Source organism: Providencia sp. R33 (assembly GCF_019343475.1).
GTDB lineage: Bacteria > Pseudomonadota > Gammaproteobacteria > Enterobacterales > Enterobacteriaceae > Providencia.
Map to the genome: position 1 here is coordinate 1082217 of NZ_CP072453.1, position 23749 is coordinate 1105965.

A 23749-nucleotide genomic window follows, 5' to 3' on the forward strand; every position below is an offset into this window, starting at 1 on the left:
TTTTTTTATTAGCTTGCTAATTCCATCGCATAATTGACCAACGCTTTTAATTGCTGACAGCGTTTTTCATCATGTTGATGTTCTTCTAATAAAAATTGTATTTGTTGCATATATTCCGTTAAGCGAGCTTCACTGAAATAATCCCGGCGATGCTGTAACCAGCGCTGCTGTTCTTCATAAGAAAGGGTCGCTGGGTAATTACGTGCCTTATAACGGAAAAAGAGCTCTTTCATTCGCTTATCTTCAAAACTTAAATCTAAAGCAGGTAAGTTTTGTGGAGGTGTTTCACGTATAATATCCATGGTAGAACGGTCTGATGGGCTAAAAAAGCCATTATATATTTGTGTATCCACATCATCTGAAACTTCAAATTTTTGCGGCTCGCTAAATAATTCGATCAGCTTATTACGAATATCGGGGTTCTTACGCAAAATATCTAAATTGCGGTGGCACAGATCCCTATCTAACCCTGTACGTACTGCATCTTCATCACGTAATGTTTTTTCAGGTGCTAAAATAGGGCATTTATTGATATGCACTAATTTTACAGGAACAGGAAGTTCACCATTTAGCTCAGATTTAGGTGTATATAAACGCTCGCGTAATTCTTGGGTATTTAAGGTTAACAATGGCGAAATATCTGCGGATAAGTCGCACATAATGACCGCATTGCGGTTTTCAGGGTGCCAAGCAAGTGGGGCGACTAAGCTGACATAAGAACGCAATGCACCAAACATACCAGAGACGTGTACTAAAGGTGTTATTTCTACAATATCAATAAGTTGACTGACTTTATTTTTATTGCGTAGTTGATAAAAATAATCAAACATACGCGGTTGTGCCTCTTTGAGTAATTTCGCCATGCTAATTGTTGCTATCACATCTGACATCGCATCATGGGCGTTTTCGTGAATAATGCCATTGGCTTTTGTTAAGTGCTCTAAGCGCATACTTGGCAAGCCGTCTTCATTTTCAGGCCATTCAATGCCTTCGGGGCGTAGTGCAAAACAGGCACGCAGCGGGTCGAGTAAATCCCAACGTGAGTTATTCTGTTGCCAGCTGTATGCATAAGGGTCGTAAAAATTACGGTAGAGAATATTACGAGTGACTTCATCATCAAAACGAATGTTGTTGTAACCCATAATACACGTATTGGGCACACTAAACGCTTGGTGGATGCGTTTAGTAAACTCGGCTTCATTAACGCCTTGTGCTAAGGCAATTTGCGGGGTGATCCCTGTGATCATAACGGCTTCAGGTTGCGGCAGGTAATCATCCGCTGGTGCACAGTAAAAAACCTCAGGCTCTTCAATGATGTTAAAGTCTAAATCAGTGCGCACACCCGCAAATTGAGCGGGCCTATCAAGTGCAGGGCGCTTGCCAAAAGTTTCGTAATCGTGAATAAAGAAAGAAGGTTGTTTTTTATTGTCTTGCAACGTTATCACCGTTTGAATTCTGTGCGTTTGAATCTGATAGTGGGATATTGTTAGATTCACTATTCCATATAAATCAATGATACCTTATCTATAATCAAAGCTAAACCAAGGTCATCTTAAATTGCAGGAAAATCAAATTGAATATCAATGAGGTATTTTTGAGTGCTAGAGGTAGGAGCCTAATACTATTGTTAGTCTGTAGGGCATGAAATGTTATGTCTATCACATAAATTAATTGTTAACGTTAACATTGGTGATTAACATCACAGAATAATAGTATTTAAGTGGGAATTAACAAATGTTAACCTTAACATTTGCCAAAGGTAAATTAATAATAGGTGATTAACATGAATAGTAGTGCAAGGAAATACTATGCGTTATTGAGCGCATTGTTGTTTTTTTTCTTTTTTACATGGTCATCTACATTTTCAGTTGTCGCTATTTGGTTACGTAAGTATGTTGGCTTAGAAGGGGCTGACACTGGGTTTATTTTTGCTTGTATTTCAATTGTGGCGCTATGCGCTCAGCCATTGTACGGCTTCTTGCAGGACAAATTAGGGTTACGCAAAAACTTATTATTATTTATAGCTGTTTTATTGATTGCCTCTGGGCCATTTTTTATGGTGTTTGGGTCGTTATTAAAATGGAACGTAGTGATTGGCAGTATCGTTGGTGGGTTATTTATTGGGATGACGTTCCATGCGGGAATCGGTGTCCTTGAATCTTATACCGAGCGTGTCAGTCGATTACGTAATTTTGAATATGGTAAGGCGAGAATGTGGGGGTCTTTGGGGTGGGCGGCTGCAACATTTTTCGCTGGGCGTAATATTAATATCGACCCTGACTATAATTTTATTATGGCGACGGTGTCTGGTGTGCTTTTCTTAATCATTCTATTAAACCTTAAAACGGCAAATGCGGATGCTTATAATAATTTAGAGCATGGTAATCCTTCTTCAATTACATTGCGTGATGCCTTACAGCTTTTTGCTTTGCCGCGTTTTTGGGCGTTAATATTATTTGTATTAGGCACGTGTATTTATAGTGTGTATGACCAACAATTTATGGTGTATTTTTCGCATCAATTCCCAGATGAAAAGCTGGGGAATGAGATGTACGGTTATCTAAACTCATTGCAAGTATTCCTAGAAGCAGGGGGAATGTTTTTAGCGCCATTCATCGTCAACCGAATTGGGGCAAAAAATGGTTTATTATTTGCCAGTTCGGTTATGGCATTGCGGATTATTGGCTCAGGTTTAGTTGAAGGGCCTATTCTTATATCTGTCATGAAATTGCTGCATGCTGTGGAGTTACCTATTTTGCTGGTGGCAATTTTCAAATATAACAGTCGCCATTTTGATAAACGTTTGTCTTCAACCCTTTATTTAGTTGGGTTTAGTTGCGTAAGCTCTGTGGTTGCCAGTGTGTTATCGCCATTGGCTGGCTGGGGGTATGACAAAATTGGTTTTGCACAGACCTATTTGATTATGGGGTTGTTTGTGGTCATAACAACGATATTGTCTGCCTTTTGTCTTAGAAATGATAAAACGGATAATGCAAAGCCTAATCTTGATGAAAAATCAGCAGAGTTAAACCAAAATAATCCAGAGAGTCAGGTGGTAAAAGCATAAGCCAATGAGCTTTTTCAATAGATTAAATCAATAAATATGTGAAACTGACTTGTAACGTAAGGCGATTAGATTGTATTGTGTAATGAGATTATGCGTTTTGAATATTGACTAGAGGGTTTTAAACATGGACAACGCTAACAAGCCGTCTTTCCAAAATGTTCTGGAATTTGTGCGTATGTTTCGTCGCAAAAATAAAATTCGTCGTGAAATTACCGACAATGAGAAAAAAATTCGTGATAACCAGAAGCGTGTTTTATTACTGGATAACTTAAGCGAATATATTAAGCCAGGGATGTCAATTGAAGATATTCAGGCGATTATTGCTAATATGCGCAGCGACTATGATGACCGTGTTGATGATTACATTATCAAAAATGCAGAACTGTCAAAAGAACGTCGTGAAATCTCTAAAAAATTGAAAGAGATGGGTGAATTACCACGCATTGACGTAAAATAGAATAAAATAGCCGAGTTAATCTCGGCTTTTTTTCACTCATATTTAAGCAACACTAACCATTATAATGTGAGAGTCTTCACCTGCTTAATAAGCGCGTTAGCTAATGACTCCATTTCTGTTTTTTCAATAAACCCCATCGTAATGGCTGCTGCGACGAATTCACCATTTTGATTAAATACTGGGCAGGCAATAGACTGTGCGCCGGGGATCCCCTTTGTGGGTTCATATCGAATCGCATAACCTTGGCTAACCACTTTATTGAGTTCATCTTGCGAATAATCTTCACACAAAAATTGCTTATCAAAAGCCGCATAAATTAAACCTGCTGCACTTTTGGCAGTGGGTAATGGGGTGTTTGGTAAGAAATCAATTTCAATATTTTTAAAACTACGGTTGTATTTAACCAGAGACAACAATTTCCCAGAACGCAATGCGACGCCAGTGGAAACGTTTTGTTCATCACGAAATTGAACCAAACTGTTATTAATAACCTCGACAAAAGACCCTTCAGGCTCGACAAAATTCGCTAAAAAGGTGAGGTTTCGGCCTAAGCCATAACGGCTCGTTTGGGCATCTTGGTATAGCATTTGTGTTCGACACAGCGAGACTAAATATTTATGCAATCGGCTTTTGGATATTTCACAACCTTTGGAAATATCTGCGGCTCGCGCTATCCCACCATTTTGAGCAATAAAATTCAGAATGCTGACAGCGATATCAACAGAATTAACACCTTGCAGGGTAGACATACATAAACCTCATTTTAACAATTCCTTCTATTTTACCATGAGTCACCTGTCCCCGCTAACAAGCTAAGAAGTCTAACGCTAATCATTAAGTGGTAGTTATTTTGTACCTATAAATAATAGCAAAGCTTGATTCGCCTCAAGTTCACTATTTGTGAATAGAGTATATATATAGTGTACTTTTAAAAGCAATGTCGAGGTTTACTATAATGAAAACAATAAATGAATTACGCCTAAAACGCCGAACGCTCCTAAAAGGGCTTGGTGTTGTTGGGTTGGCGACTATCACACCGTGTTCTTTTGCGCAGGGAAACAATAATCAGCCTCTGCCAAAGGTACGATTAAAATTGTCTGACTACAAAACGTTTCGTTCAACCTGTGCAATGGAGTGTTTGCACTGCAACTTAACGGCTTACACTTACCAAGGTAAGTTGATGAAAATACAGGCAACAGAGGGCTTTAACGTCAAATGTTGTTTACGGGGAATGAGTAGAACGAAGTGGGTGTATCATGACCAGCGCATTACGACACCATTATTACGTGTGGGTGAGAAAGGAAAAGCGGAATTTAAACCCATTAGCTGGGATGAAGCACTTGATCTAATAGAAAAAAATATTCGTGACACTATTGCAAAGTATGGTAACGAAGGGTTATTTATTTCTACCCATGCAGGAAATATGGACTCCATCAAAAATGATATGGGCAAGGCATTTTTTGACTATTTAGGCGGTTCAACAAAACAAGCGGGCTCTTTGTGCTGTTCAGCAGTGACTGCAGCAATGATCCCAATGGTGGGATTACGTTACGCTGATACGCGGGATACGGTGGCGGATAGCCGTTATATTTTGTGCTGGGGAAATAACCCTGCGGTGACCATGCAGGCCTATTTTAAAAACTACAACCAAGCACGGAAAAATGGCGCTCGGTTAGTAGTAATTGACCCGAGGTTTAATGAAACCGCAGCAAAAGCAGATGAATGGATCCCTATCATTCCCGGGACAGATACGGCATTAGCACTTGGAATAATTAAAATTATCATTGAGGAAAACCGTATTGATGAAGGTTTTCTTCGTACACATACAGGGGCTGTCTATTTAGTTGACGAGAACCAACAGCAGCTTAGGCAAGATGCCACTGACCCTGATAGCTATTTGGTGTTTGATATTCTAAGTCAGCAACTTGTTCGCCATGATTCCACAGGGATTAAACCTGCATTATTCCAACATGAATTACCTAGTCAGCTCAACTATACCACGGTGTTTGAGCAGATTTACCAACAAGCGAAAGAGTGGGATGTCCCTCGAGTAAGCGCAGAAACTGATGTGCCTGCCGAAACTATCGTGCGTCTTGCCCGTGATTACTCTTCCATTACCCCCTCAATGATTGTGCAAAATATGTCTGGTGCTCAGCGTACTGAACATGGTGCATACGTGGCTGCAAGCCAGTTTTACCTCGCTTTATTAACGGGCAATATTGGCAAGCGCGGTGCGGGTGTTTGCGATGCAGGTGGTGCAAGACAAATGGCTAAATTTAGCCCAATTGTTCCACCTGCACCGAATGCAAAAAATATTCCGCCAATACCTGTGGCAAAAGTCGGCGACTATATCGTCAATGAGAAGCCCCATCCGATTAATTTTTGGTGGATCATGACGATGGGTGTTATGACGCAATTGCCTAATACCAATAAAGTACGAGAAGCTCTGAAGAAAGTGCCTTTTGTGGTGGTTGCAGATAATTTAATGAGCTCAACAGCGCTATATGCGGACTTAGTCTTGCCTGTCACAACTATTTTCGAAGATACCAGCTTGATGGCTGGGGTACGTAGCCAATATGTACAATTAATGGAAAAAGCGGTGGAGCCAGTTGGTGAAGCTAAGCCTGATTATTGGATCTTTGCTCGTTTGGCTGAACGTTTCGGATTTGGCGAGGTGTTTAATCAGCCGATTGAACATTATATTGACGCTTGTCTTGTCGGCTCGGGCATTACACGTGAAATGCTCGAAAAAGGCCCAGTAAGGCCAGTCGAAGGGGATTGGATCCCGTTCAAAGATGGTGTATTTAGAACATCAACCAAAAAAGCCCATTTTTTTATTGAAGATTGGCAAAAGAAAAACTTTTCACCTGTAGTGGCTTATTACCAAGTAAAAGAGTCGGTGAAGGGCTCACCAGAACTGGCTAAAAAATATCCATTAATGGCAGTGCAGCGCAAGTTAGCGCGCAGTGTTCACTCTAGCCATGGGATGAATGAATGGATCCTCGAAGTACAACGTAATCAACCTAATGTGTTAATTCACCCAGAAGATGCTCAAACCCGTGGTATTAAAAATGGTGAATGGGCAGTCACATTCAATGACAGGGGGGAGCATAGAGCGATTGCGGTAGTCACCACGCACATTAAAAAGGGTGTTATTTCCCTTGATAATGGCTGGTGGGAGCAACAAGGGGGAAGCAGTAGCCATGTGACCAATGACCAAGTGGAGCATTTAGGTACAGGTCATTGCTGTAATAGTACGCTCGTTGACGTTAGAAGGGAGGCATAATCATGGTTAAGCAATATGGCTTTTTAATTAATACAAAAGATTGCTATGGTTGCCGCACTTGTTCGATGGCGTGTAAATCAGAGAATGTGACTCCTCCTGGGGTTTTATGGCGCCGTGTTCGTGAGTTCAATGCTGATTCACCGAATACGCAGGCATTTATCACGCTGTCGTGTAACCACTGCGATGACCCTCAATGTTTAAAAGTTTGCCCTGCGGATACCTACACTAAGCGGCCTGATGGAATTGTGGTACAAGACCATGAAAAATGTATTGGTTGCCAAATGTGTATCATGGCGTGCCCGTACCATGCCCCAGTTTTTGATCCTGCGGAAGGTAAAACCAGTAAATGTAATATGTGTGCTGAAAGATTAGATGAGGGGTTACTGCCCCGCTGCGTGGAGTCTTGCCCGACAGGTGCAATTGAGTTCGGCGAAATTTCTGAACTTCGCAAAAAACACACGACAAACTGGGCTGTACTGGAGAAGCTCTACAATATGCCTGATCATACAATTAGCCAGCCAAATATTGTGATTATTGGAATGGAGGACTGATCATGAATATTCATCATATGGAACTCCCTTTGGTCTTTTTCACTGTGATGAGCCAGTGGGGGATTGGCGCAGTACTAGCCTTGACGCTATACCAAATGAAAGCCAGTACGGAAAATAAACTTGTTGGTAAACCCCTGCGTACTGCGGTGTTAATCATTTGGTTAATTGAAGTGATAGGCTCGTCTATGTCTATGGGGCACTTAGGTGTCCCGCTAGAAGCCTATCGTTCAGTATTAGGATTAAGCCATTCATGGTTAAGTCGAGAAGCTGTGACATTTGTTTTGCTTAACGGCTTAGTCACTCTCTGGGCACTTTCTTGCTGGTTACAACCAACGGCAAATATGCGTAATATCGCATTGGGTTGTTTGAGTGGTATCGGTGGGCTAGCGGCAATTCTGGTCACGGCCCAAGTGTATTACCAAATGGTAGCACATCCACTCTGGCACAGTCCTGCTACGCAAATAGCCTTTATTGGCAGTGCAATAGTATTAGGTTTTAGTTTTATCACTCTACTTGTTCATGCTTTGGACAAACCCGTGCCAAACATTATTAAAATCGGGGTAATACTGGGGGTTGTGCTTGTATTAATATCTCAAATTATTCGAGCGCAAATACCCGCAAGCCAAGGGGGAAGTTATCTCTTATGGTGGCAAGTGGTCATGAGCATGATATTGCCGTGTGTAATAGCGCTAAGAGGGTGTAAAGGTAAAGAACCATCAATACCACTACTTGCTGTATTGATGATGGCTATGTTTAGTGGCGAGTTAGCGGGCCGAGCGTTGTTTTATGGAGCGGTAATGATTCAGGCGCCTTGGTTCTAAAAATCCTCGTCATATTTCGCGCTGTGGCGTTGTTGGCTTCGCTCAGTCACACAGGTCACATACTTGAGTATGCTTCCTGTGCTGCCTTCGCTTTGCCGCCTAGCCACAACGCGAACTATTTAGAGGATTAGTCATTGGTACACAGACATATTTTGGACTGTGGCGTTGTTGGTTTCGCTCAGTCACACAGGTCATATACTTGAGTATGCTTCCTGTGCTGCCTTCGCTTGGCCGCCTAGCCACAACGCGAACTATTTAGAGGATTAGTCATTGGTACACAGACATATTTTGGACTGTGGCGTTGTTGGTTTCGCTCAGTCACACAGGTCATATACTTGAGTATGCTTCCTGTGCTGCCTTCGCTTGGCCGCCTAGCCACAACGCGAACTATTTAGAGGATTGGTCATTGGTATACAGTCATATTTCGGGCTGTGGCGTTGTTGGCTTCGCTCAGTCACACAGGTCATATACTTGAGTATGCTTCCTGTGCTGCCTTCGCTTGGCCGCCTAGCCACAACGCGAACTATTTAGAGGATTAGTCATTGGTACACAGACATATTTTGGACTGTGGCGTTGTTGGCTTCGCTCAGTCACACAGGTCACATACTTGAGTATGCTTCCTGTGCTGCCTTCGCTTTGCCGCCTAGCCACAACGCGAACTATTTAGAGGATTAGTCATTGGTACACAGACATATTTTGGACTGTGGCGTTGTTGGCTTCGCCCAGTCACACAGGTCACATACTTGAGTATGCTTCCTGTGCCGCCTTCGCTTTGCCGCCTAGCCACAACGTGAACTATTTAGAGGATTAGTCATTGGTACACAGACATATTTTGGACTGTGGCGTTGTTGGCTTCGCTCAGTCACACAGGTCATATACTTGAGTATGCTTCCTGTGCTGCCTTCGCTTTGCCGCCTAGCCACAACGCGAACTATTTAGAGGATTAGTCATTGGTACACAGACATATTTTGGACTGTGGCGTTGTTGGCTTCGCTCAGTCACACAGGTCATATACTTGAGTATGCTTCCTGTGCTGCCTTCGCTTTGCCGCCTAGCCACAACGCGAACTATTTAGAGGATTGGTCATTGGTATACAGTCATATTTCGGGCTGTGGCGTTGTTGGCTTCGCCCAGTCACACAGGTCACATACTTGAGTATGCTTCCTGTGCTGCCTTCGCTTTGCCGCCTAGCCATAGCGCGAACTATTTAGAGGATTGGCATTAAATAGCCAATAAGATCCTGTCTTCTTGTTTGTTGACGAGGATATTTTTAGCAACATATTTTTAGGCTCAAGGCTCAAGGCTCAAGGCTCAAGGCTCAAGGCTCAAGGCTCAAGGCTCAAGGCTCAAGGCTCAAGGCTCAAGGCTCAAGGCTCAAGGCTCAAGGCTCAAGGCTCAAGGCTCAAGATGCATTAGTTGCTATTCATCAGGGCCAAATGCGCGGTTCATCAGTTTAATAATAGGGTCGGATTTTTTATAACTATTGATAAGCGGGACGAGGCGTTTGAAATGTTCGCTAGCACAGTGAATATCAAGCGCGTGTTGGTCAGGCCATTCCTCAATAAAAACAAAATGCCCAGGATTTTTTTGGTCAACATACAAATCATAACTAATGCAAAGAGGCTCTTGTTTTGTCGCTTCAACCAGTTCACGGTATAACGGCATTACCGTTTCAATCGCGTCTGTTTTGATAAAGTCTTCTGCTATCACTTTCAACATAATAGATTCCTTCCTGTGGGATGATTACTGTATAAAAATACAGTTATATAATCACAAGGGTAGCACTAACGCAAGAGTAGAATATCGATCATCAATGAAATTTTTTAATTGGTAAATTAATAATTTGAATGCAGATGAACAACAAAAAAGCCTTGGTGGTTTCCCAGCAAGGCTTTTTTAATCAGTTCTAACTCAGTTTAGAAGCTAGCAGGTTTTGCCATTTCTGAAGTTGCAACATTCGATGCCACATGGCCACCTGCGCCACCTTTACCTTCAAACGTAGAGGTTTCGCGTTGGTATTCAGTAATTTCAAATGGTGCCGCTGCAGCAGTTGGTGCTGGTGCTTTAGTCATTGGCGAGTACGCATGGCGTTTATGCAAGCTAGTTGCAGTCGTATTAGAAATTGCTGGTGACTCAACCTTAGTTGGTTCAATTACCACTGGGGCAATTGGCTGTTCAACGACTGGTTCGATAATAGTTTCAGTAATCTCTTCAACGGCAGGTTGAATGTTTTCTTCAACGATAGCTTCAACAGCCGTTTCAACTTCGGTATCCGCAACAACAATGACTTCTTCAACATTAGGTTTTACATCGTCGATAGTCGTTTCGATTGCTTGCTCTTCAACAACTGCGCTAAATTCAGCGGTTGGTGTAACAATTTCAGCAGGTTGAATTTCTTCAACAACAGCTACTTCCTCAACTACAGGCGTTGCTACAACAGCAGGTGCAGCAACTATTGCCGCGTTTGCATTGATAGACTCAATACCATTTTGCTGTTCAAGCATTTCTTCATTCGTAATGATTGCCATGCTCTCTTGTTGAGGCTGAACAATTGGGTAATGAATGAAAACTTTACCTGAAGCAAGTTCTGGTGATGCCACCGCTGCCGCTAATGGCATTGGCGAAGCATTGAGATGACGCTCATCACGGTAACGACGACGACGTTGACCGCTCACACGTAGGTGGCGAGGCGAACGGCGCGAACGGCGAGGAATGATCGTGTCTTGTTTTTCTTCGCCATCTGCTTGATTGGTTAAATCTTGCAGATCATCAGCTTGCACTTGGCCTTCAACTTGATTAACCACCACAACTGGTGCAGGTAACGCAGCAATTGGTGCTGATACAACAGGTTCGGCAACATCGGTTTTAACCACTTGTTCGTTATCAGTTACACGAATTTTCTGTGTTAGCTGACGACGTTGGCGGCGAGGCGCAGCTGGACGCTGCTCTTCTTCGTCCCTTGTATTTGTTGCTTCAGCATTATCTTGTTGTGCATCTTGCTGAGTTTTTGCGGTTTGTTGCTGACGTTTTTCATCTTGGCGGCGACGGCGATCAGCACGTTGTTCACGACGCTGCTGGTTGTCACGATTGCCGTTTTCAGCGGTTTGCTCATCTTGTGGTGCCGCATTTTTATTATTGCGACCCTTGTTACGATTATTCGTTTCTTCCGATGAAGCATTGCGATCATTGCGGTTATTGCGATTGTCACGGTTGTCGCGATTATCACGACTATCGCGGTTTTCGCTATCATCACGGTCACGGCGATTATTATTGCGACGATCATTATTACGACGACGATCGTTATTGCGGCGACGGTCATTATTATTGCGTGGTTTTGGTGCCGGCGCTTCAACCACTTTCTCTTCTTCACCACCGAAGAGACCTTTAAAGAATGCTGCAATTTTGCTGAATAAACCTGGTTGCGCAGGTTCATTTGATACCGCTTTTACTGGCGCTTTAGCGGGTGTTGCTTCTTGCGGTTTAGCAGAAGAAAGCTCAACAGGTTCTTGCAGGGCAAATGCAGAAATCGCAGGTTGCTCAGGTGCTTTACGCTCAGCTGTTGTTTCATCAGTATGAGTTAAGGTTTCAGTTTCGTGATATTGAGCTAAGTTATAGCTCAGCGTATTCACTTCTTCACCTTTACGGATACGGATCACGTGGAAGTGAGGCGTTTGCATCTGATCATTTGGTACGATAACAACACGAACGTGAGTTTGACGTTGCTCGATTTCACTAACCGCTTTACGTTTTTCGTTCAACAAATAAGACGCGATTTGCACTGGAACGATAGCGTGCACTTCATGGGTGTTTTCTTTCAGTGCTTCTTCTTCGATTAAACGAAGAACGGATAATGACAGCGATTCGTTATCACGAATTGTCCCAGTTCCCATACAACGCGGGCAAACATGGTGGCTTGACTCACCTAATGATGGGCTCAAGCGCTGGCGGGACATTTCTAATAAACCGAAACGAGAGATACGGGCAATTTGAATACGAGCGCGGTCTTGGCGAACAGCTTCACGTAAACGGTTTTCTACTTCACGTTGATGCCTAACCGGCGTCATATCGATAAAGTCGATAACAATCAGGCCGCCGAGGTCACGTAGACGTAATTGACGAGCAATTTCATCGGCAGCTTCAAGGTTAGTATTGAATGCAGTTTCTTCGATGTCACCACCACGAGTAGAACGTGATGAGTTGATGTCAATTGCAGTCAATGCTTCTGTGGTATCAATGACTAATGCACCACCAGAAGGTAAACGCACTTCACGTTGGAACGCAGATTCAATTTGAGATTCGATTTGGTAATGGCTGAATAATGGGACATCGCCACTGTAATGTTTGATTTTGCTTGCAAAATCACCACGACCAATCGCTTCGATATGGTTGCGAGCCATTTCGACGACTTTCGGATTATCAATCAGAATTTCGCCAATGTCTGGGCGCAGGTAATCGCGGAACGCACGTACGATTACATTACTTTCCTGATGAATTAGGAAAGGTGCAGGGCGGTTTTCAGCCGCTTTTTGAATCGCTTCCCAATGACGTAAACGGTACAGTAAATCTTGTTGCAGGGATTCTGCTGACTTACCAACACCCGCGGTGCGGACAATCAGGCCCATACCATCTGGAATTTCTAAAGAGGACAGTGCTTCTTTAAGTTCCGTACGGTCTTCACCTTCGATACGACGAGAAATACCGCCTGCGCGTGGGTTATTTGGCATTAACACTAAATAGCTACCTGCCAGACTAATAAAAGTGGTTAACGCTGCACCTTTATTACCACGTTCTTCTTTATCAACTTGGACGATAACTTCTTGGCCTTCTTTTAACACATCTTTGATGTTAGGACGGCCTTGAGAGTGGTAGTTGCTAGGAAAGTATTCGCGAGCGATTTCTTTGATAGGAAGGAAACCGTGTCTTTCTGCGCCATAATCAACAAAAGCAGCTTCAAGACTAGGTTCGATACGGGTGATTTTACCTTTGTAAATATTCGCCTTTTTTTGCTCATGACCTGGGCTTTCGATGTCCAAATCATAGAGACGTTGCCCGTCAACAAGGGCAACACGCAACTCTTCCTGTTGAGTTGCGTTTATTAGCATTCTTTTCATGTTATTACTTACTCATTATTTTCTTTTAAATAAAGAGCAGCGAAAGAAAGAGCTACTGTAAACCGATGGCCTCGTGATTTTTACAAAACCGTCTGCCTCGCGGCAGTCGTTCGTATAGAGACGCGCAGTATTCGGTGAACCTGATTTTTAGATTAAAAATTCAGCGTTCTTAATTAAGGTGCCGTAAATTAAATGAAAAACGGAAGTCCCTAACCCAATAAGCCAAAATTCGTTGCTCGCTAATTTATTTGATATTGCTAAATGTCTTACGCCATTGCTGCATTGTTACGCTATCAAATAAGAAATCCTATAAACGCCAATTTTCGTTTTTTAAACATCTCGGCAACTACATATTATTCCATTGCCATGTGCATTATAGCAAGTCGATAAGGAAGTTATATGGAAATTTTATTTAGAAATAGGATAAATCATGCAGAAAATAACCAAAATAAAAAAAAACATAAAAAAATTCGTGGAGTCGGTATGATAGAGAGAGTCAATAAGCGCATATTTTAATCAATTAGAGTTAACGCATTCCCGAATGAATACACAAAATCAAGTTCAATTTATAGACATCAGCGATGACGAGGCTGGGCAACGCATCGATAACTTTTTGCTCGCTAAACTTAAGGGCGTACCAAAAAGCATGATTTATCGCATTATCCGTAAAGGGGAAGTGCGTGTGAATAAAGGGCGGATTAAGCCTGAGTACAAGCTCGTTGAAGGGGATCAGGTTCGTGTTCCGCCAGTGAGAGTTGCTGAACGTGAGGCACCCGCAGTTTCCGCTAAACTAGATAAAGTGGCTGCATTAGCGAATTGTATTTTATTTGAAGATGACTCCATTCTTGTACTGAATAAACCTTCTGGCACAGCGGTGCACGGCGGGAGTGGGTTAAGCTTTGGCGTTATTGAAGGGCTTCGCGCCTTACGGCCTGAAGCGCGCTTTCTTGAGCTCGTTCATCGCTTAGATAGGGATACATCAGGTATTTTATTGGTCGCGAAAAAACGTTCTGCATTAAGAGCCTTACACGAACAATTACGCTTGAAAACCATGCAAAAAGACTATTTGGCCTTAGTGCGTGGCAATTGGCAATCTCACGTAAAAGTGGTTCAAGCACCGTTATTGAAAAATATTTTACAAAGTGGTGAGCGGGTCGTCAAAGTGAGCAGTGAAGGCAAGCCATCGGAGACGCGTTTTAAAGTAGAAGAGCGTTTTGAGAATGCAACATTAGTAAAAGCGAGCCCTGTGACAGGTCGAACGCATCAAATTCGTGTGCATACCTTATATGCAGGCCATCCAATTGCGTTTGATAACCGTTATGGTGATGAACAATTTGATAGCCAGTTAGCGGATACAGGCCTTAATCGATTATTCCTGCATGCAAGCGCGTTAAAATTTACCCACCCTAAAACTGGGGAAGAAATGCGGCTGCAAGCGCCAATGGGCGCAGAACTCAATCATTGCTTAAAAGTCTTACGTAATCGTAAAACTTCATCTTAAGTTTCACTGATTGGCGGGTAAGGGCGATTACCCGCCAATGGTTGATTAATCCAACAGTGGGTTCACATCATGCTGACGTAGCATGTCGAGCAGCAAAATAATTGGTAATCCAATTAAGGTGTTAGGGTCGCGTCCATCGAGCCTATCAAATAACGTGATGCCGAGTCCTTCTGATTTGAAACTCCCCGCACATTGGAATGGTTCTTCCTTATACAAGTAGTTGGTGATTTCCTGATCAGTTAGCTGACGGAAATACACATCGAACAATTCACACTGCAAATTAAATTTGCCAGTTGCGGAATCTAATAGGCACAATCCAGTATAAAAAGTGATTTTATTGCCCGATGCTGCTTTCAATTGTTTGAATGCATTTTCAAAGGTGTGCGGCTTACCGACAATTTTGCCATCAATGACACACACTTGGTCAGAGCCAATAATTAAATGTTGAGGATACTGTTTTGCGAGTGCTGCCGCTTTGGCATGTGATAATCGCATGACTAACGCTTGAGCCGATTCATTTAAAACGGGGGACTCATCAATGTTCGGAGGCGAGGCTAAAAACGGCAGTCCTAGTTTTTTTAATAAGGATTGTCGATAGGGTGAAGTTGACGCCAAAATAATCGATTTCATGATTTTTCTCGAAACTCGTAGCCAAAAGGGTTAACTCATTTTAAACTATAAACCGCAAAACCTGCGATTTTTTGGTGAAAAGGCGAGTTTACCCCGCCTTTTTCTTTGACTATAGCTCATTACAAAGTTAATATGCGCGCCTTATGCAAAAGGTAAAATTACCCCTGACTATCGATGCGCAGCGTGCAGCTCAGAAAAACCTCGACTATGTCGGGAGTTATACACCTGAGCAAGTTGCACGTCTTGCAGAATCAGTAGTCAGTGTAGACAGTGATGTAGAAACCGAATTATCATTTAACATTGATAAACAGCGTCTCACGGTTATCGAAGGGAAATCCGATGTGGATCTCACCCTCCAATGCCAACGCTGCGGAAAAAATTTCAAGCATCATGCCTACGTATCGTATTGTTTTAGTCCTGTCGTCAATGACGAAAAGGCCGAAGCATTACCGGAGCTCTACGAACCAATTCAAATTGATGAATTTGGTGAAATAGATTTGCTGGGAATGATAGAAGATGAAATAATTCTTTCCTTACCAGTTGTTCCGGTTCATGATTCTGAACACTGTGAAGTGTCCGAAGCGGACATGGTGTATGGTGAACTGCCTCCTGAGGCAGAAAAGCCAAACCCATTTTCCGTATTAGCCAGTTTAAAGAAAAGTACTTAAGGAGTAAGGTCAATGGCCGTACAACAGAATAAACCAACTCGTTCAAAACGCGGTATGCGTCGTTCACATGATGCACTGACTGCTACCCTAGTTTCTGTAGATAAAACTTCAGGTGAAACTCACCTGCGTCACCATGTGACTGCAGACGGTTTCTACCGTGGCCGTAAGGTTATCAGCAAGTAATTGTTGGTACCTTGGCTAATCTAACCATCGCGTTAGATGCTATGGGCGGGGATGTTGGTCCCCGCGTCACAGTGCCTGCTGCATTGCAGGCTCTGGCATCTAATTCAGCACTCAAATTACTGCTTGTCGGTCAACCCGAAGCCATTCAACCTTTGCTTGCACACCTAAGTGTTGAGCAAATTTCGCGCGTCGAAATTATCCCTGCGGACGGAATTATTGCTAACGATGCCAAACCATCAAATGCAATAAGACAAAGCAAAGGAACCTCGATGCGAGTGGCCTTAGAGTTAGTTAAGACAGGGCAGGCACAAGCGTGCGTGAGTGCCGGTAATACGGGCGCGTTGATGGGGTTAGCAAAGTTGATGTTAAAATCCATAGACGGTATTGAGCGCCCAGCGCTAATGACCATCTTACCAAATCAGCAAAAAAGCCAAACGGTGGTGCTGGATTTAGGAGCAAACGTCAACTGTAGTAGTGAAATGTTAGTGCAATTTGCCGTAATGGGTTCGGTGATGGCTGAAGAAGTGGTCAACATCACAAAACCGAAAGTTGCTTTGCTTAATATCGGTGAAGAAGAGAGCAAAGGGCTGGATAATATCCGCGAAGCCGCCGCAGTGTTAAAAGAAACGGCGTCCATTAACTATATTGGTTATGTTGAAGGTAATGAATTACTGACAGGCAAAACGGATGTGTTAGTGTGTGACGGCTTCGCAGGTAACGTCTCATTAAAAACAATGGAAGGAGTGATCCGCGTTATTCTTTCCTTGTTAAAATCGGCGGACGATGAAAAGAAAAAACGCAGTTGGTTGATGCAACTGGCGAAAAAATGGCTTAAAAAACGTTTAATGAAGCGTTTTGGGGATATGAACCCCGACCAGTATAACGGTGCGACTCTGTTAGGATTAAAAGGTATTGTGATCAAGAGTCATGGTGCGGCTAACGAAAATGCATTTAAAGCTGCGATTGACCGTGCAGTGCAAGCTGTTGAAAAACAAGTACCAGAAAGAATAACAGCGCGATTAAATATTGTTTTACCCAGGAGCGATCAATAACCTATGGCTATGTACAGTAAAATCTTAGGAACAGGCAGCTACTTGCCAGCGCAAGTACGCACCAATGCTGATCTGGAAAAAATGGTTGATACTTCTGACGAATGGATTGTCACCCGCACTGGGATACATGAAAGAAGAATTGCTAACGAAGACGAAAATGTCTCTGTTATGAGCTTTTATGCGGCACAAAAAGCCCTTGAAATGGCGCAAGTTGAAGCCAGTGAAATTGGTTTAATCATTGTTGCAACAACGTCTGCAACCCACGCTTTCCCAAGCGCTGCTTGCCAAGTACAACAAATGCTCGGTATTAATGATTGTGCAGCGTTTGATGTCGCCGCAGCTTGTGCAGGTTTTACCTATGCAATCAGCATTGCCGACCAATTTGTTAAAACTGGCATGACGAAAAAAGCGTTAGTCATTGGTGCAGATGCATTATCAAAAACATTAGACCCAGAAGACCGCGGTACCATTATTTTATTTGGTGACGCCGCAGGTGCTGTTGTTGTGGGTGAGTCTAATGAACCCGGTATTATTTCAACCCATTTACACGCTGATGGGCGTTATGGGGATTTACTCGCGTTGCCTAATCGCAGCCGTTGTTCAGACGACCCTGCGTATTTAACTATGACAGGTAACGAAGTATTCAAAGTTGCAGTCCGTGAATTGGCGCACATTGTTGATGAAACTTTGGCCGCTAGCGGTATTGCAAAAGAAGAACTTGATTGGTTAGTGCCACATCAAGCAAATTTAAGAATTATTGCTGCGACGGCAAAAAAACTCGATATGACCATGGATAAAGTGGTTATCACCCTAGACCGTCATGGTAATACTTCTGCGGCATCGGTCCCAACTGCATTTGATGAGGCAGTGCGCGATGGACGTATCCAACGTGGCCAACTCGTGCTGTTAGAAGCCTTTGGTGGCGGTTTCACGTGGGGCTCTGCCTTAGTTCGTTTTTAATTTACTGAGAAAACAGACATGACACAATTTGCGATGGTATTTCCCGGACAGGGTTCTCAGTCTTTAGGAATGTTAGCGGCATTAGCTGAAGAAAATCAGCTGGTTGAACAAACATTTGCTGAAGCATCAGAAGCATTGGGTTACGATCTTTGGGCATTAGTCCAAAACGGACCAGAAGAAGAATTAAATAAAACATGGCAAACACAGCCTGCATTATTAGCGGCGTCTGTGGCAATTTTCCGTGTTTGGCAAGCTAAAAACGGTGCAATGCCTTCAATTATGGCAGGGCACAGCCTTGGTGAGTATTCTGCGTTAGTTTGTGCTGGTGTTATCGACTTCAAAGAAGCGATCAAACTTGTCGAATTACGTGGCAAGTTAATGCAAGAAGCGGTTCCTGAAGGTACTGGCGCAATGTATGCCATTATTGGTTTAGATAATGAATCCATTGAAAAAGCTTGTCTAGAAGCGGCACAAGGCCAAGTGGTTTCGCCAGTAAACTTTAACTCCCCAGGCCAAGTGGTTATTGCAGGGGAGAAAGCGGCAGTTGAACGTGCGGGTGCTGCGTGTAAAGAGGCGGGTGCAAAACGCGCGCTGCCATTATCTGTTAGCGTACCTTCTCATTGCGCATTAATGAAGCCTGCTGCTGAAAAATTAGCCGAAGCGTTAGAAAAAATTGAATTTTGTGAGCCAGTCTATCCAGTTATCAACAATGTTGATGTTAAAATTGAGCAATCGGCACAAAATATTCGTGATGCTTTAGTCCGTCAACTGTATAATCCAGTACGCTGGACGGAAACAGTAGAATTGATGGCAGATCAAGGTGTTGAACACCTTATCGAAATGGGGCCAGGTAAAGTATTGACTGGTCTTACCAAGCGAATTGTCTCTAATTTAACTGCCGTAGCAGCCAATGATCCTGTATCATTAAGTACTGCTTTAGAAAATAGTTGAGGACGACATGAGCTTTGAAGGAAAAATTGCACTAGTAACAGGTGCGAGCCGCGGGATTGGTAAAGCGATTGCTTTAACGTTAATTGCACGTGGCGCAACCGTTATTGGTACAGCAACTAGCGAAAAAGGCGCAGACGCTATCACCGCTTACCTTGATGGTAAGGGGAAAGGTTTAGCGTTAAACGTGACTGATGCAGCATCAATTGAAGAAACGTTGACCAAAATTCGCGAAGAATTTGGCGAAATTGATATTTTGGTTAATAATGCAGGTATCACTCGCGATAACTTATTGATGCGTATGAAAGAAGAAGAGTGGCAAGATATTATTGACACCAATCTTTCATCCGTTTACCGTTTGTCTAAAGCCGTTTTGCGTGCCATGATGAAAAAACGTTGTGGGCGTATTATTTCCATCGCATCTGTTGTGGGCGTAATGGGAAATGCGGGACAAGCAAACTATGCAGCAGCGAAAGCTGGGCTGATTGGTTTTAGTAAATCATTAGCTCGTGAAGTCGCTTCTCGTGGTATTACTGTTAATGTCGTTGCCCCTGGTTTTATCGAAACTGATATGACGAAAGCATTGACAGATGAACAGCGTGCAGGCATTTTATCTCAGGTTCCTGCAGATAGACTGGGTGATGCACAAGAAATTGCCAGTGCTGTAGCGTTTTTAGCTTCTGACGAAGCTGCTTACATCACAGGTGAAACATTGCATGTCAATGGTGGCATGTACATGATCTAAAGAAATGATGGAACTATTTGCATTATTAGTGTTATCCAACGCTAAATAATGCAAAATAATGGTTCCAACAGTCGGGATTGGGTTGTATCTTTTCCTGTATTTCATAAACTACGAAAACCATCGCGAAAGCGAGTTTTGATAGGAATTTTAATAGTATGAGCACTATCGAAGAACGCGTTAAGAAAATCATCGTTGAACAACTGGGTGTTAAAGAGGAAGAAGTTGTAAATACAGCTTCATTTGTTGATGACTTGGGCGCTGATTCTCTTGACACAGTTGAGCTAGTTATGGCTCTGGAAGAAGAGTTCGATTGCGAAATCCCTGACGAAGAAGCTGAAAAGATCACAACAGTACAGGCTGCGATTGACTACGTCGAGAACGCATCTAAATAATTGTACGAAAAACATGTCTAGGCGATCACTCGATCGCCTATGTTCCTTTTGTAACTTTTCCCTCCTTGGAGGAAATACGTGTCTAAGCGTCGTGTAGTCGTAACCGGACTGGGCATGTTATCTCCTGTCGGCAACACAGTTGAGTCATCATGGAAAGCTGTTTGTGACGGACAGAGTGGTATCAGCCTCATTGATCATTTTGATACTACTAACCACGCAACTAAATTTGCTGGCTTAGTAAAAGATTTCAACTACGAAGATTTTGGCATCTCTCGCAAAGACGCGAAGAAGATGGACCCATTTATTCAATATGGTATTGCAGCAGGCTTCCAAGCCTTTAAAGATGCTGAATTGGAAGTAACAGAAGCCAATGCTACTCGTATCGGTTTAGCGATTGGTTCTGGTATTGGCGGGTTAGGGTTAATTCAGGATAACTGTGAAGCTATGATGGCCGGTGGCCCTCGTAAAGTTAGCCCATTCTTCGTACCATCGACAATCATTAACTTGGCAGCAGGCCACTTAAGCATTATGTATGGTTTGCGTGGTCCAAGTATTGCGATTGCCACCGCTTGTACATCGGGTGTTCACAATATTGGACACGCCGCACGTATGATTGCCTATGGCGATGCAGACGTTATGTTGGCAGGAGGTACTGAAAAAGCGACGACACCATTAGGTGTGGCTGGTTTTGGTGCGGCACGTGCACTGTCAACTCGCAATGATGACCCACAAGCGGCAAGTCGCCCTTGGGATAAAGACCGTGATGGTTTTGTTCTTGGTGATGGTGCAGGTATCATTATTCTTGAAGAATATGAACATGCGAAAGCGCGTGGAGCCAAAATTTACGCAGAAGTGGCTGGCTTTGGTATGAGCAGCGATGCTTACCATATGACATCTCCGCCAGAAAATGGTGAAGGTGCTGCATTAGCGATGGAAAATGCGCTAAAAGATGCAGGCATTGAGGCTAGCGAAGTGGGCTATATCAACGCACACGGTACATCAACAAATGCAGGTGACTTAGCAGAAGCGCAAGCGGTTAAGTCTGTATTTGGTGAAGACTCAAACGTGTTAGTAAGTTCAACAAAATCCATGACAGGCCACCTATTAGGTGCCGCAGGTGCAGTTGAATCTATCTTCACAATTTTGTCTCTGTGTGATCAAATTGTTCCGCCAACGATTAACCTAGATAATCCTGATGAAGGTTGTACGCTAGATTTCGTTGCGAATAAAGCTCGTAAAGTTGAGAACATGGAGTACGCTCTGTGTAACTCCTTCGGCTTTGGTGGCACAAACGGTTCATTGATTTTCCGTCGTTACCACGCAGAATAGTCAATTCGTTCCGTTATTAATTCAGCCTCAGTTGTGTATACAGCTGAGGCTTTATTTTGCCTGTCTCTTTGCACAGCTCTATGCTTTAGTTTATGATAGTTCTACCTGATTACTGTCTGATTTATCAGCTTTTATTATAAGTATTATCAATGTCATATTGGGTTAATGGTCAACTTTGCCAGCAAATTAGTGTCTCTGATCGCGCCGTTGCGTTTGGGGATGGCTGTTTTACGACTATCCACGGAATGAATCAGCAAGCGCAGATGCTAAAAGAGCATATTGCGCGTCTAACACGTGATTGTAAGCGGTTAAAAATTACTGCCCCTGATTGGGATGAACTAGAGCGGCACTTAGTTGAAATTTGCGCAAAGCAAGCAGATGACGAATTTGTATTGAAAGTCATTATTAGCCGTGGTGTTGGCGGGCGAGGTTACAGTTCTATTGGTTTTACGAAGCCAACAATTATTGCCAGTATTTCGTCCTTTCCATCCCACTATACTCAATTACAATGTAAAGGTGCTAAGCTAATATTGAGCCAAACGCCGGTTTCACGAAACCCATTATTGGCAGGGATGAAACACCTAAACCGTCTTGAACAAGTGTTGATCCGCCAAGAAATTGACGAAGCTCAAGCGGATGAAGCGATTGTACTCGATACCGACGGCACCATTGTTGAATGTTGTAGTGCCAATGTGTTTTGGCGCATTGGGCAAACTGTTTATACCCCCGTGTTATCGCACAGTGGGGTTAATGGATTAATGAGACAAAAGATCATAGCGTTATTAGCGCGGAGTCAGTACCATTTTGAAGAGGTCGAACGATTTGCTTCCATATTAGCGCATTGCGATGAAGTCATTATGTGCAATGCCTTGATGCCAGTTCTACCCGTTCAAAGTATCCAAATAGGCTCACAAGAAAGCCCATTACAGTATGCTTCGCGGGAACTGTTCGAATACTTATTTTTGCGCTGCAAAATCTAACTTGCATAAATTAAAGCCTAATACGCATTGGTATGGTCAATAAATGAAATTAGCTAAAAAAATCATTTTGATTGCTGTTGTTCTGATTACCGTCGTGGCGATTGCACTTTATTTGCAATATCGCCAAGTATTGAACTACGCGAAAACACCGATTAACCTCACACAAGAAAAGATTTTTACTGTGCCTGCGGGGACAGGGCGTGTGGCATTTGAAACACTGCTAATTAATGAAAAATTGATTGAGCAGGGAAATGAATTTCAATGGTTATTGAAATTGCGTCCTGAATTGGCGCAGCTAAAAGCCGGCACATACCGTTTACAACCTGATATGGATGTTGAACAGTTACTAAAATTGGTTGTTAGTGGTAAGGAAGCTCAATTTTCGATTCGGTTTATTGAAGGGAATCGTTTAGCCGATTGGAGCAATATTTTACGTGATGCGCCATATTTAGCGCATAAGTCCACGGAAATGACACCGACCGAGCTTTACAATGAGATAGGCTTTAAGGGGGAGGGAACCTTGGAAGGCTGGCTCTATCCTGACACTTATTTATATACGGCTGGAACGCCAGATACTGAAATTTTGAAACGTGCTTATAAGCGCATGCAAACCAGCCTTGATGATGAATGGAAAGGGCGTGATAGGGATCTGCCGTATAAAAATGCCTATGAAATGTTGATTATGGCGTCAATCATTGAAAAAGAAACTGGTGTTGATAACGAACGTTCACAGGTTGCTTCGGTGTTTATTAACCGCTTAAAGCAAAAAATGCGCTTACAAACCGATCCAACGGTAATTTACGGCTTGGGTGATAAATACCGTGGTAAAATTTACCGCAGTGATTTAGATAATTATACAGAATATAACACCTACAAAATTGACGGATTACCACCAACACCAATAGCAATGCCAAGCCTTGCATCTGTAAAAGCAGCTGCACATCCAGCGAAAACAGATTACTTATATTTTGTCGCGGACGGTAAAGGGGGACATACCTTTAGCCGTAACTTGAATGACCACAACCGTGCCGTCAAAGTTTACCGCCAAATTGAACAGCAAAACTGATA

Annotated in this window: 21 protein-coding genes; 16 read left to right on the top strand and 5 right to left on the bottom strand. The window is 42.9% G+C overall.

The genetic code is table 11. The features are described 5' to 3' along the window. Positions 1-8: 8 nt before the first annotated feature. Positions 9-1436 (bottom strand): exodeoxyribonuclease I, encoded by a 1428-nt coding sequence (gene sbcB / locus J6836_RS04970; protein ID WP_219247342.1) that lies wholly within the window; start codon positions 1434-1436, stop codon positions 9-11. A gap of 347 nt (positions 1437-1783) precedes the next feature. Here sbcB and J6836_RS04975 point away from each other — a divergent pair, with 347 nt between their 5' ends. Together J6836_RS04975 and tmaR are read left to right on the top strand one after the other, a co-directional pair. Beyond that, positions 1784-3067, top strand: coding sequence for an MFS transporter (locus tag J6836_RS04975; RefSeq protein WP_219247343.1), 1284 nt, complete (start codon positions 1784-1786; stop codon positions 3065-3067). Positions 3068-3191: 124 nt separating this feature from the next. After that, positions 3192-3524 carry a PTS system regulator TmaR gene (gene tmaR / locus J6836_RS04980; protein ID WP_004253179.1) on the top strand — a complete coding sequence of 111 codons (333 nt, stop codon included), beginning with the start codon at positions 3192-3194 and terminating at the stop codon, positions 3522-3524. 59 nt (positions 3525-3583) lie between these two features. On the opposite strand, the gene J6836_RS04985 is transcribed toward tmaR, so the two are convergent. Continuing rightward, entirely contained in the window at positions 3584-4273 is a 690-nt protein-coding gene (locus J6836_RS04985; RefSeq protein ID WP_219247345.1) for a helix-turn-helix domain-containing protein, read from the bottom strand. Between the two features lie 206 nt (positions 4274-4479). Here J6836_RS04985 and J6836_RS04990 point away from each other — a divergent pair, with 206 nt between their 5' ends. The 3 genes from J6836_RS04990 to J6836_RS05000 are packed head-to-tail and all read left to right on the top strand — an operon-like array spanning position 4480 to position 8182. Further along, positions 4480-6810: a molybdopterin-containing oxidoreductase family protein gene (locus J6836_RS04990; RefSeq protein WP_219247347.1), complete on the top strand. Its 2331-nt coding sequence runs from the start codon at positions 4480-4482 to the stop codon at positions 6808-6810. Positions 6811-6812: 2 nt separating this feature from the next. After that, positions 6813-7361, top strand: coding sequence for a 4Fe-4S dicluster domain-containing protein (locus J6836_RS04995; RefSeq protein WP_219247349.1), 549 nt, complete (start codon positions 6813-6815; stop codon positions 7359-7361). 2 nt (positions 7362-7363) lie between these two features. After that, on the top strand, positions 7364-8182 hold the full coding sequence (locus J6836_RS05000) for a dimethyl sulfoxide reductase anchor subunit family protein (protein ID WP_219247351.1): 819 nt from the start codon (positions 7364-7366) through the stop codon (positions 8180-8182). A gap of 1419 nt (positions 8183-9601) precedes the next feature. Here the strand turns inward: J6836_RS05000 and J6836_RS05005 are convergent. Continuing rightward, entirely contained in the window at positions 9602-9901 is a 300-nt protein-coding gene (locus J6836_RS05005; protein ID WP_219247353.1) for a putative quinol monooxygenase, read from the bottom strand. 197 nt (positions 9902-10098) lie between these two features. Continuing rightward, positions 10099-13293, bottom strand: a complete 3195-nt coding sequence (gene rne / locus J6836_RS05010; RefSeq protein ID WP_219247355.1) for a ribonuclease E — start codon at positions 13291-13293, stop codon at positions 10099-10101. 541 nt (positions 13294-13834) lie between these two features. On the opposite strand from rne, the gene rluC reads away from it, so the two are divergent. After that, positions 13835-14794, top strand: coding sequence for a 23S rRNA pseudouridine(955/2504/2580) synthase RluC (gene rluC, locus J6836_RS05015; protein WP_219247357.1), 960 nt, complete (start codon positions 13835-13837; stop codon positions 14792-14794). A 45-nt stretch (positions 14795-14839) separates the two neighbouring features. Here the strand turns inward: rluC and J6836_RS05020 are convergent, their stop codons facing one another. After that, positions 14840-15424 carry a Maf family protein gene (locus tag J6836_RS05020; RefSeq protein WP_219247359.1) on the bottom strand — a complete coding sequence of 195 codons (585 nt, stop codon included), beginning with the start codon at positions 15422-15424 and terminating at the stop codon, positions 14840-14842. A 143-nt stretch (positions 15425-15567) separates the two neighbouring features. On the opposite strand from J6836_RS05020, the gene yceD reads away from it, so the two are divergent. The 10 genes from yceD (at position 15568) to mltG (ending at position 23747) form a co-directional block, all read left to right on the top strand. After that, positions 15568-16092 carry a 23S rRNA accumulation protein YceD gene (gene yceD / locus J6836_RS05025; RefSeq protein ID WP_219247361.1) on the top strand — a complete coding sequence of 175 codons (525 nt, stop codon included), beginning with the start codon at positions 15568-15570 and terminating at the stop codon, positions 16090-16092. 12 nt (positions 16093-16104) lie between these two features. Next, positions 16105-16275 carry a 50S ribosomal protein L32 gene (gene rpmF, locus J6836_RS05030; protein WP_047755811.1) on the top strand — a complete coding sequence of 57 codons (171 nt, stop codon included), beginning with the start codon at positions 16105-16107 and terminating at the stop codon, positions 16273-16275. A gap of 11 nt (positions 16276-16286) precedes the next feature. Beyond that, positions 16287-17327 (top strand): phosphate acyltransferase PlsX, encoded by a 1041-nt coding sequence (gene plsX, locus J6836_RS05035; protein ID WP_219247363.1) that lies wholly within the window; start codon positions 16287-16289, stop codon positions 17325-17327. 9 nt (positions 17328-17336) lie between these two features. Continuing rightward, on the top strand, positions 17337-18287 hold the full coding sequence (locus tag J6836_RS05040; RefSeq protein WP_219249387.1) for a beta-ketoacyl-ACP synthase III: 951 nt from the start codon (positions 17337-17339) through the stop codon (positions 18285-18287). An 18-nt stretch (positions 18288-18305) separates the two neighbouring features. Then, positions 18306-19238, top strand: coding sequence for an ACP S-malonyltransferase (gene fabD, locus J6836_RS05045; RefSeq protein ID WP_219247365.1), 933 nt, complete (start codon positions 18306-18308; stop codon positions 19236-19238). A 7-nt stretch (positions 19239-19245) separates the two neighbouring features. After that, on the top strand, positions 19246-19980 hold the full coding sequence (gene fabG / locus J6836_RS05050; protein WP_219247367.1) for a 3-oxoacyl-ACP reductase FabG: 735 nt from the start codon (positions 19246-19248) through the stop codon (positions 19978-19980). Positions 19981-20135: 155 nt separating this feature from the next. After that, on the top strand, positions 20136-20372 hold the full coding sequence (gene acpP / locus J6836_RS05055) for an acyl carrier protein (protein WP_004253236.1): 237 nt from the start codon (positions 20136-20138) through the stop codon (positions 20370-20372). A gap of 78 nt (positions 20373-20450) precedes the next feature. Next, positions 20451-21701, top strand: a complete 1251-nt coding sequence (gene fabF, locus J6836_RS05060; protein ID WP_219247369.1) for a beta-ketoacyl-ACP synthase II — start codon at positions 20451-20453, stop codon at positions 21699-21701. A 149-nt stretch (positions 21702-21850) separates the two neighbouring features. After that, a complete protein-coding gene (gene pabC / locus J6836_RS05065) occupies positions 21851-22681 on the top strand; it encodes an aminodeoxychorismate lyase (protein ID WP_219247371.1) in 831 nt (276 codons plus the stop codon). A 43-nt stretch (positions 22682-22724) separates the two neighbouring features. Continuing rightward, positions 22725-23747 (top strand): endolytic transglycosylase MltG, encoded by a 1023-nt coding sequence (gene mltG, locus J6836_RS05070; protein ID WP_219247372.1) that lies wholly within the window; start codon positions 22725-22727, stop codon positions 23745-23747. Positions 23748-23749 lie beyond the last annotated feature (2 nt).

Excerpts from the sequence above, each read along its gene's own strand:
- rpmF (WP_047755811.1), top strand. The coding sequence starts at position 16,105 with ATGGCCGTACAACAGAATAAACCAACTCGTTCAAAACGCGGTATGCGT.
- fabG (WP_219247367.1), top strand. The coding sequence starts at position 19,246 with ATGAGCTTTGAAGGAAAAATTGCACTAGTAACAGGTGCGAGCCGCGGG.
- pabC (WP_219247371.1), top strand. The coding sequence starts at position 21,851 with ATGTCATATTGGGTTAATGGTCAACTTTGCCAGCAAATTAGTGTCTCT.
- rluC (WP_219247357.1), top strand. The coding sequence starts at position 13,835 with ATGAATACACAAAATCAAGTTCAATTTATAGACATCAGCGATGACGAG.
- tmaR (WP_004253179.1), top strand. The coding sequence starts at position 3,192 with ATGGACAACGCTAACAAGCCGTCTTTCCAAAATGTTCTGGAATTTGTG.
- mltG (WP_219247372.1), top strand. The coding sequence starts at position 22,725 with ATGAAATTAGCTAAAAAAATCATTTTGATTGCTGTTGTTCTGATTACC.
- J6836_RS04990 (WP_219247347.1), top strand. The coding sequence starts at position 4,480 with ATGAAAACAATAAATGAATTACGCCTAAAACGCCGAACGCTCCTAAAA.
- J6836_RS04985 (WP_219247345.1), bottom strand. The coding sequence starts at position 4,273 with ATGTCTACCCTGCAAGGTGTTAATTCTGTTGATATCGCTGTCAGCATT.
- J6836_RS05005 (WP_219247353.1), bottom strand. The coding sequence starts at position 9,901 with ATGTTGAAAGTGATAGCAGAAGACTTTATCAAAACAGACGCGATTGAA.
- J6836_RS04975 (WP_219247343.1), top strand. The coding sequence starts at position 1,784 with ATGAATAGTAGTGCAAGGAAATACTATGCGTTATTGAGCGCATTGTTG.
- yceD (WP_219247361.1), top strand. The coding sequence starts at position 15,568 with ATGCAAAAGGTAAAATTACCCCTGACTATCGATGCGCAGCGTGCAGCT.
- J6836_RS05020 (WP_219247359.1), bottom strand. The coding sequence starts at position 15,424 with ATGAAATCGATTATTTTGGCGTCAACTTCACCCTATCGACAATCCTTA.
- J6836_RS04995 (WP_219247349.1), top strand. The coding sequence starts at position 6,813 with ATGGTTAAGCAATATGGCTTTTTAATTAATACAAAAGATTGCTATGGT.
- rne (WP_219247355.1), bottom strand. The coding sequence starts at position 13,293 with ATGAAAAGAATGCTAATAAACGCAACTCAACAGGAAGAGTTGCGTGTT.
- fabD (WP_219247365.1), top strand. The coding sequence starts at position 18,306 with ATGACACAATTTGCGATGGTATTTCCCGGACAGGGTTCTCAGTCTTTA.
- J6836_RS05040 (WP_219249387.1), top strand. The coding sequence starts at position 17,337 with ATGTACAGTAAAATCTTAGGAACAGGCAGCTACTTGCCAGCGCAAGTA.
- acpP (WP_004253236.1), top strand. The coding sequence starts at position 20,136 with ATGAGCACTATCGAAGAACGCGTTAAGAAAATCATCGTTGAACAACTG.
- J6836_RS05000 (WP_219247351.1), top strand. The coding sequence starts at position 7,364 with ATGAATATTCATCATATGGAACTCCCTTTGGTCTTTTTCACTGTGATG.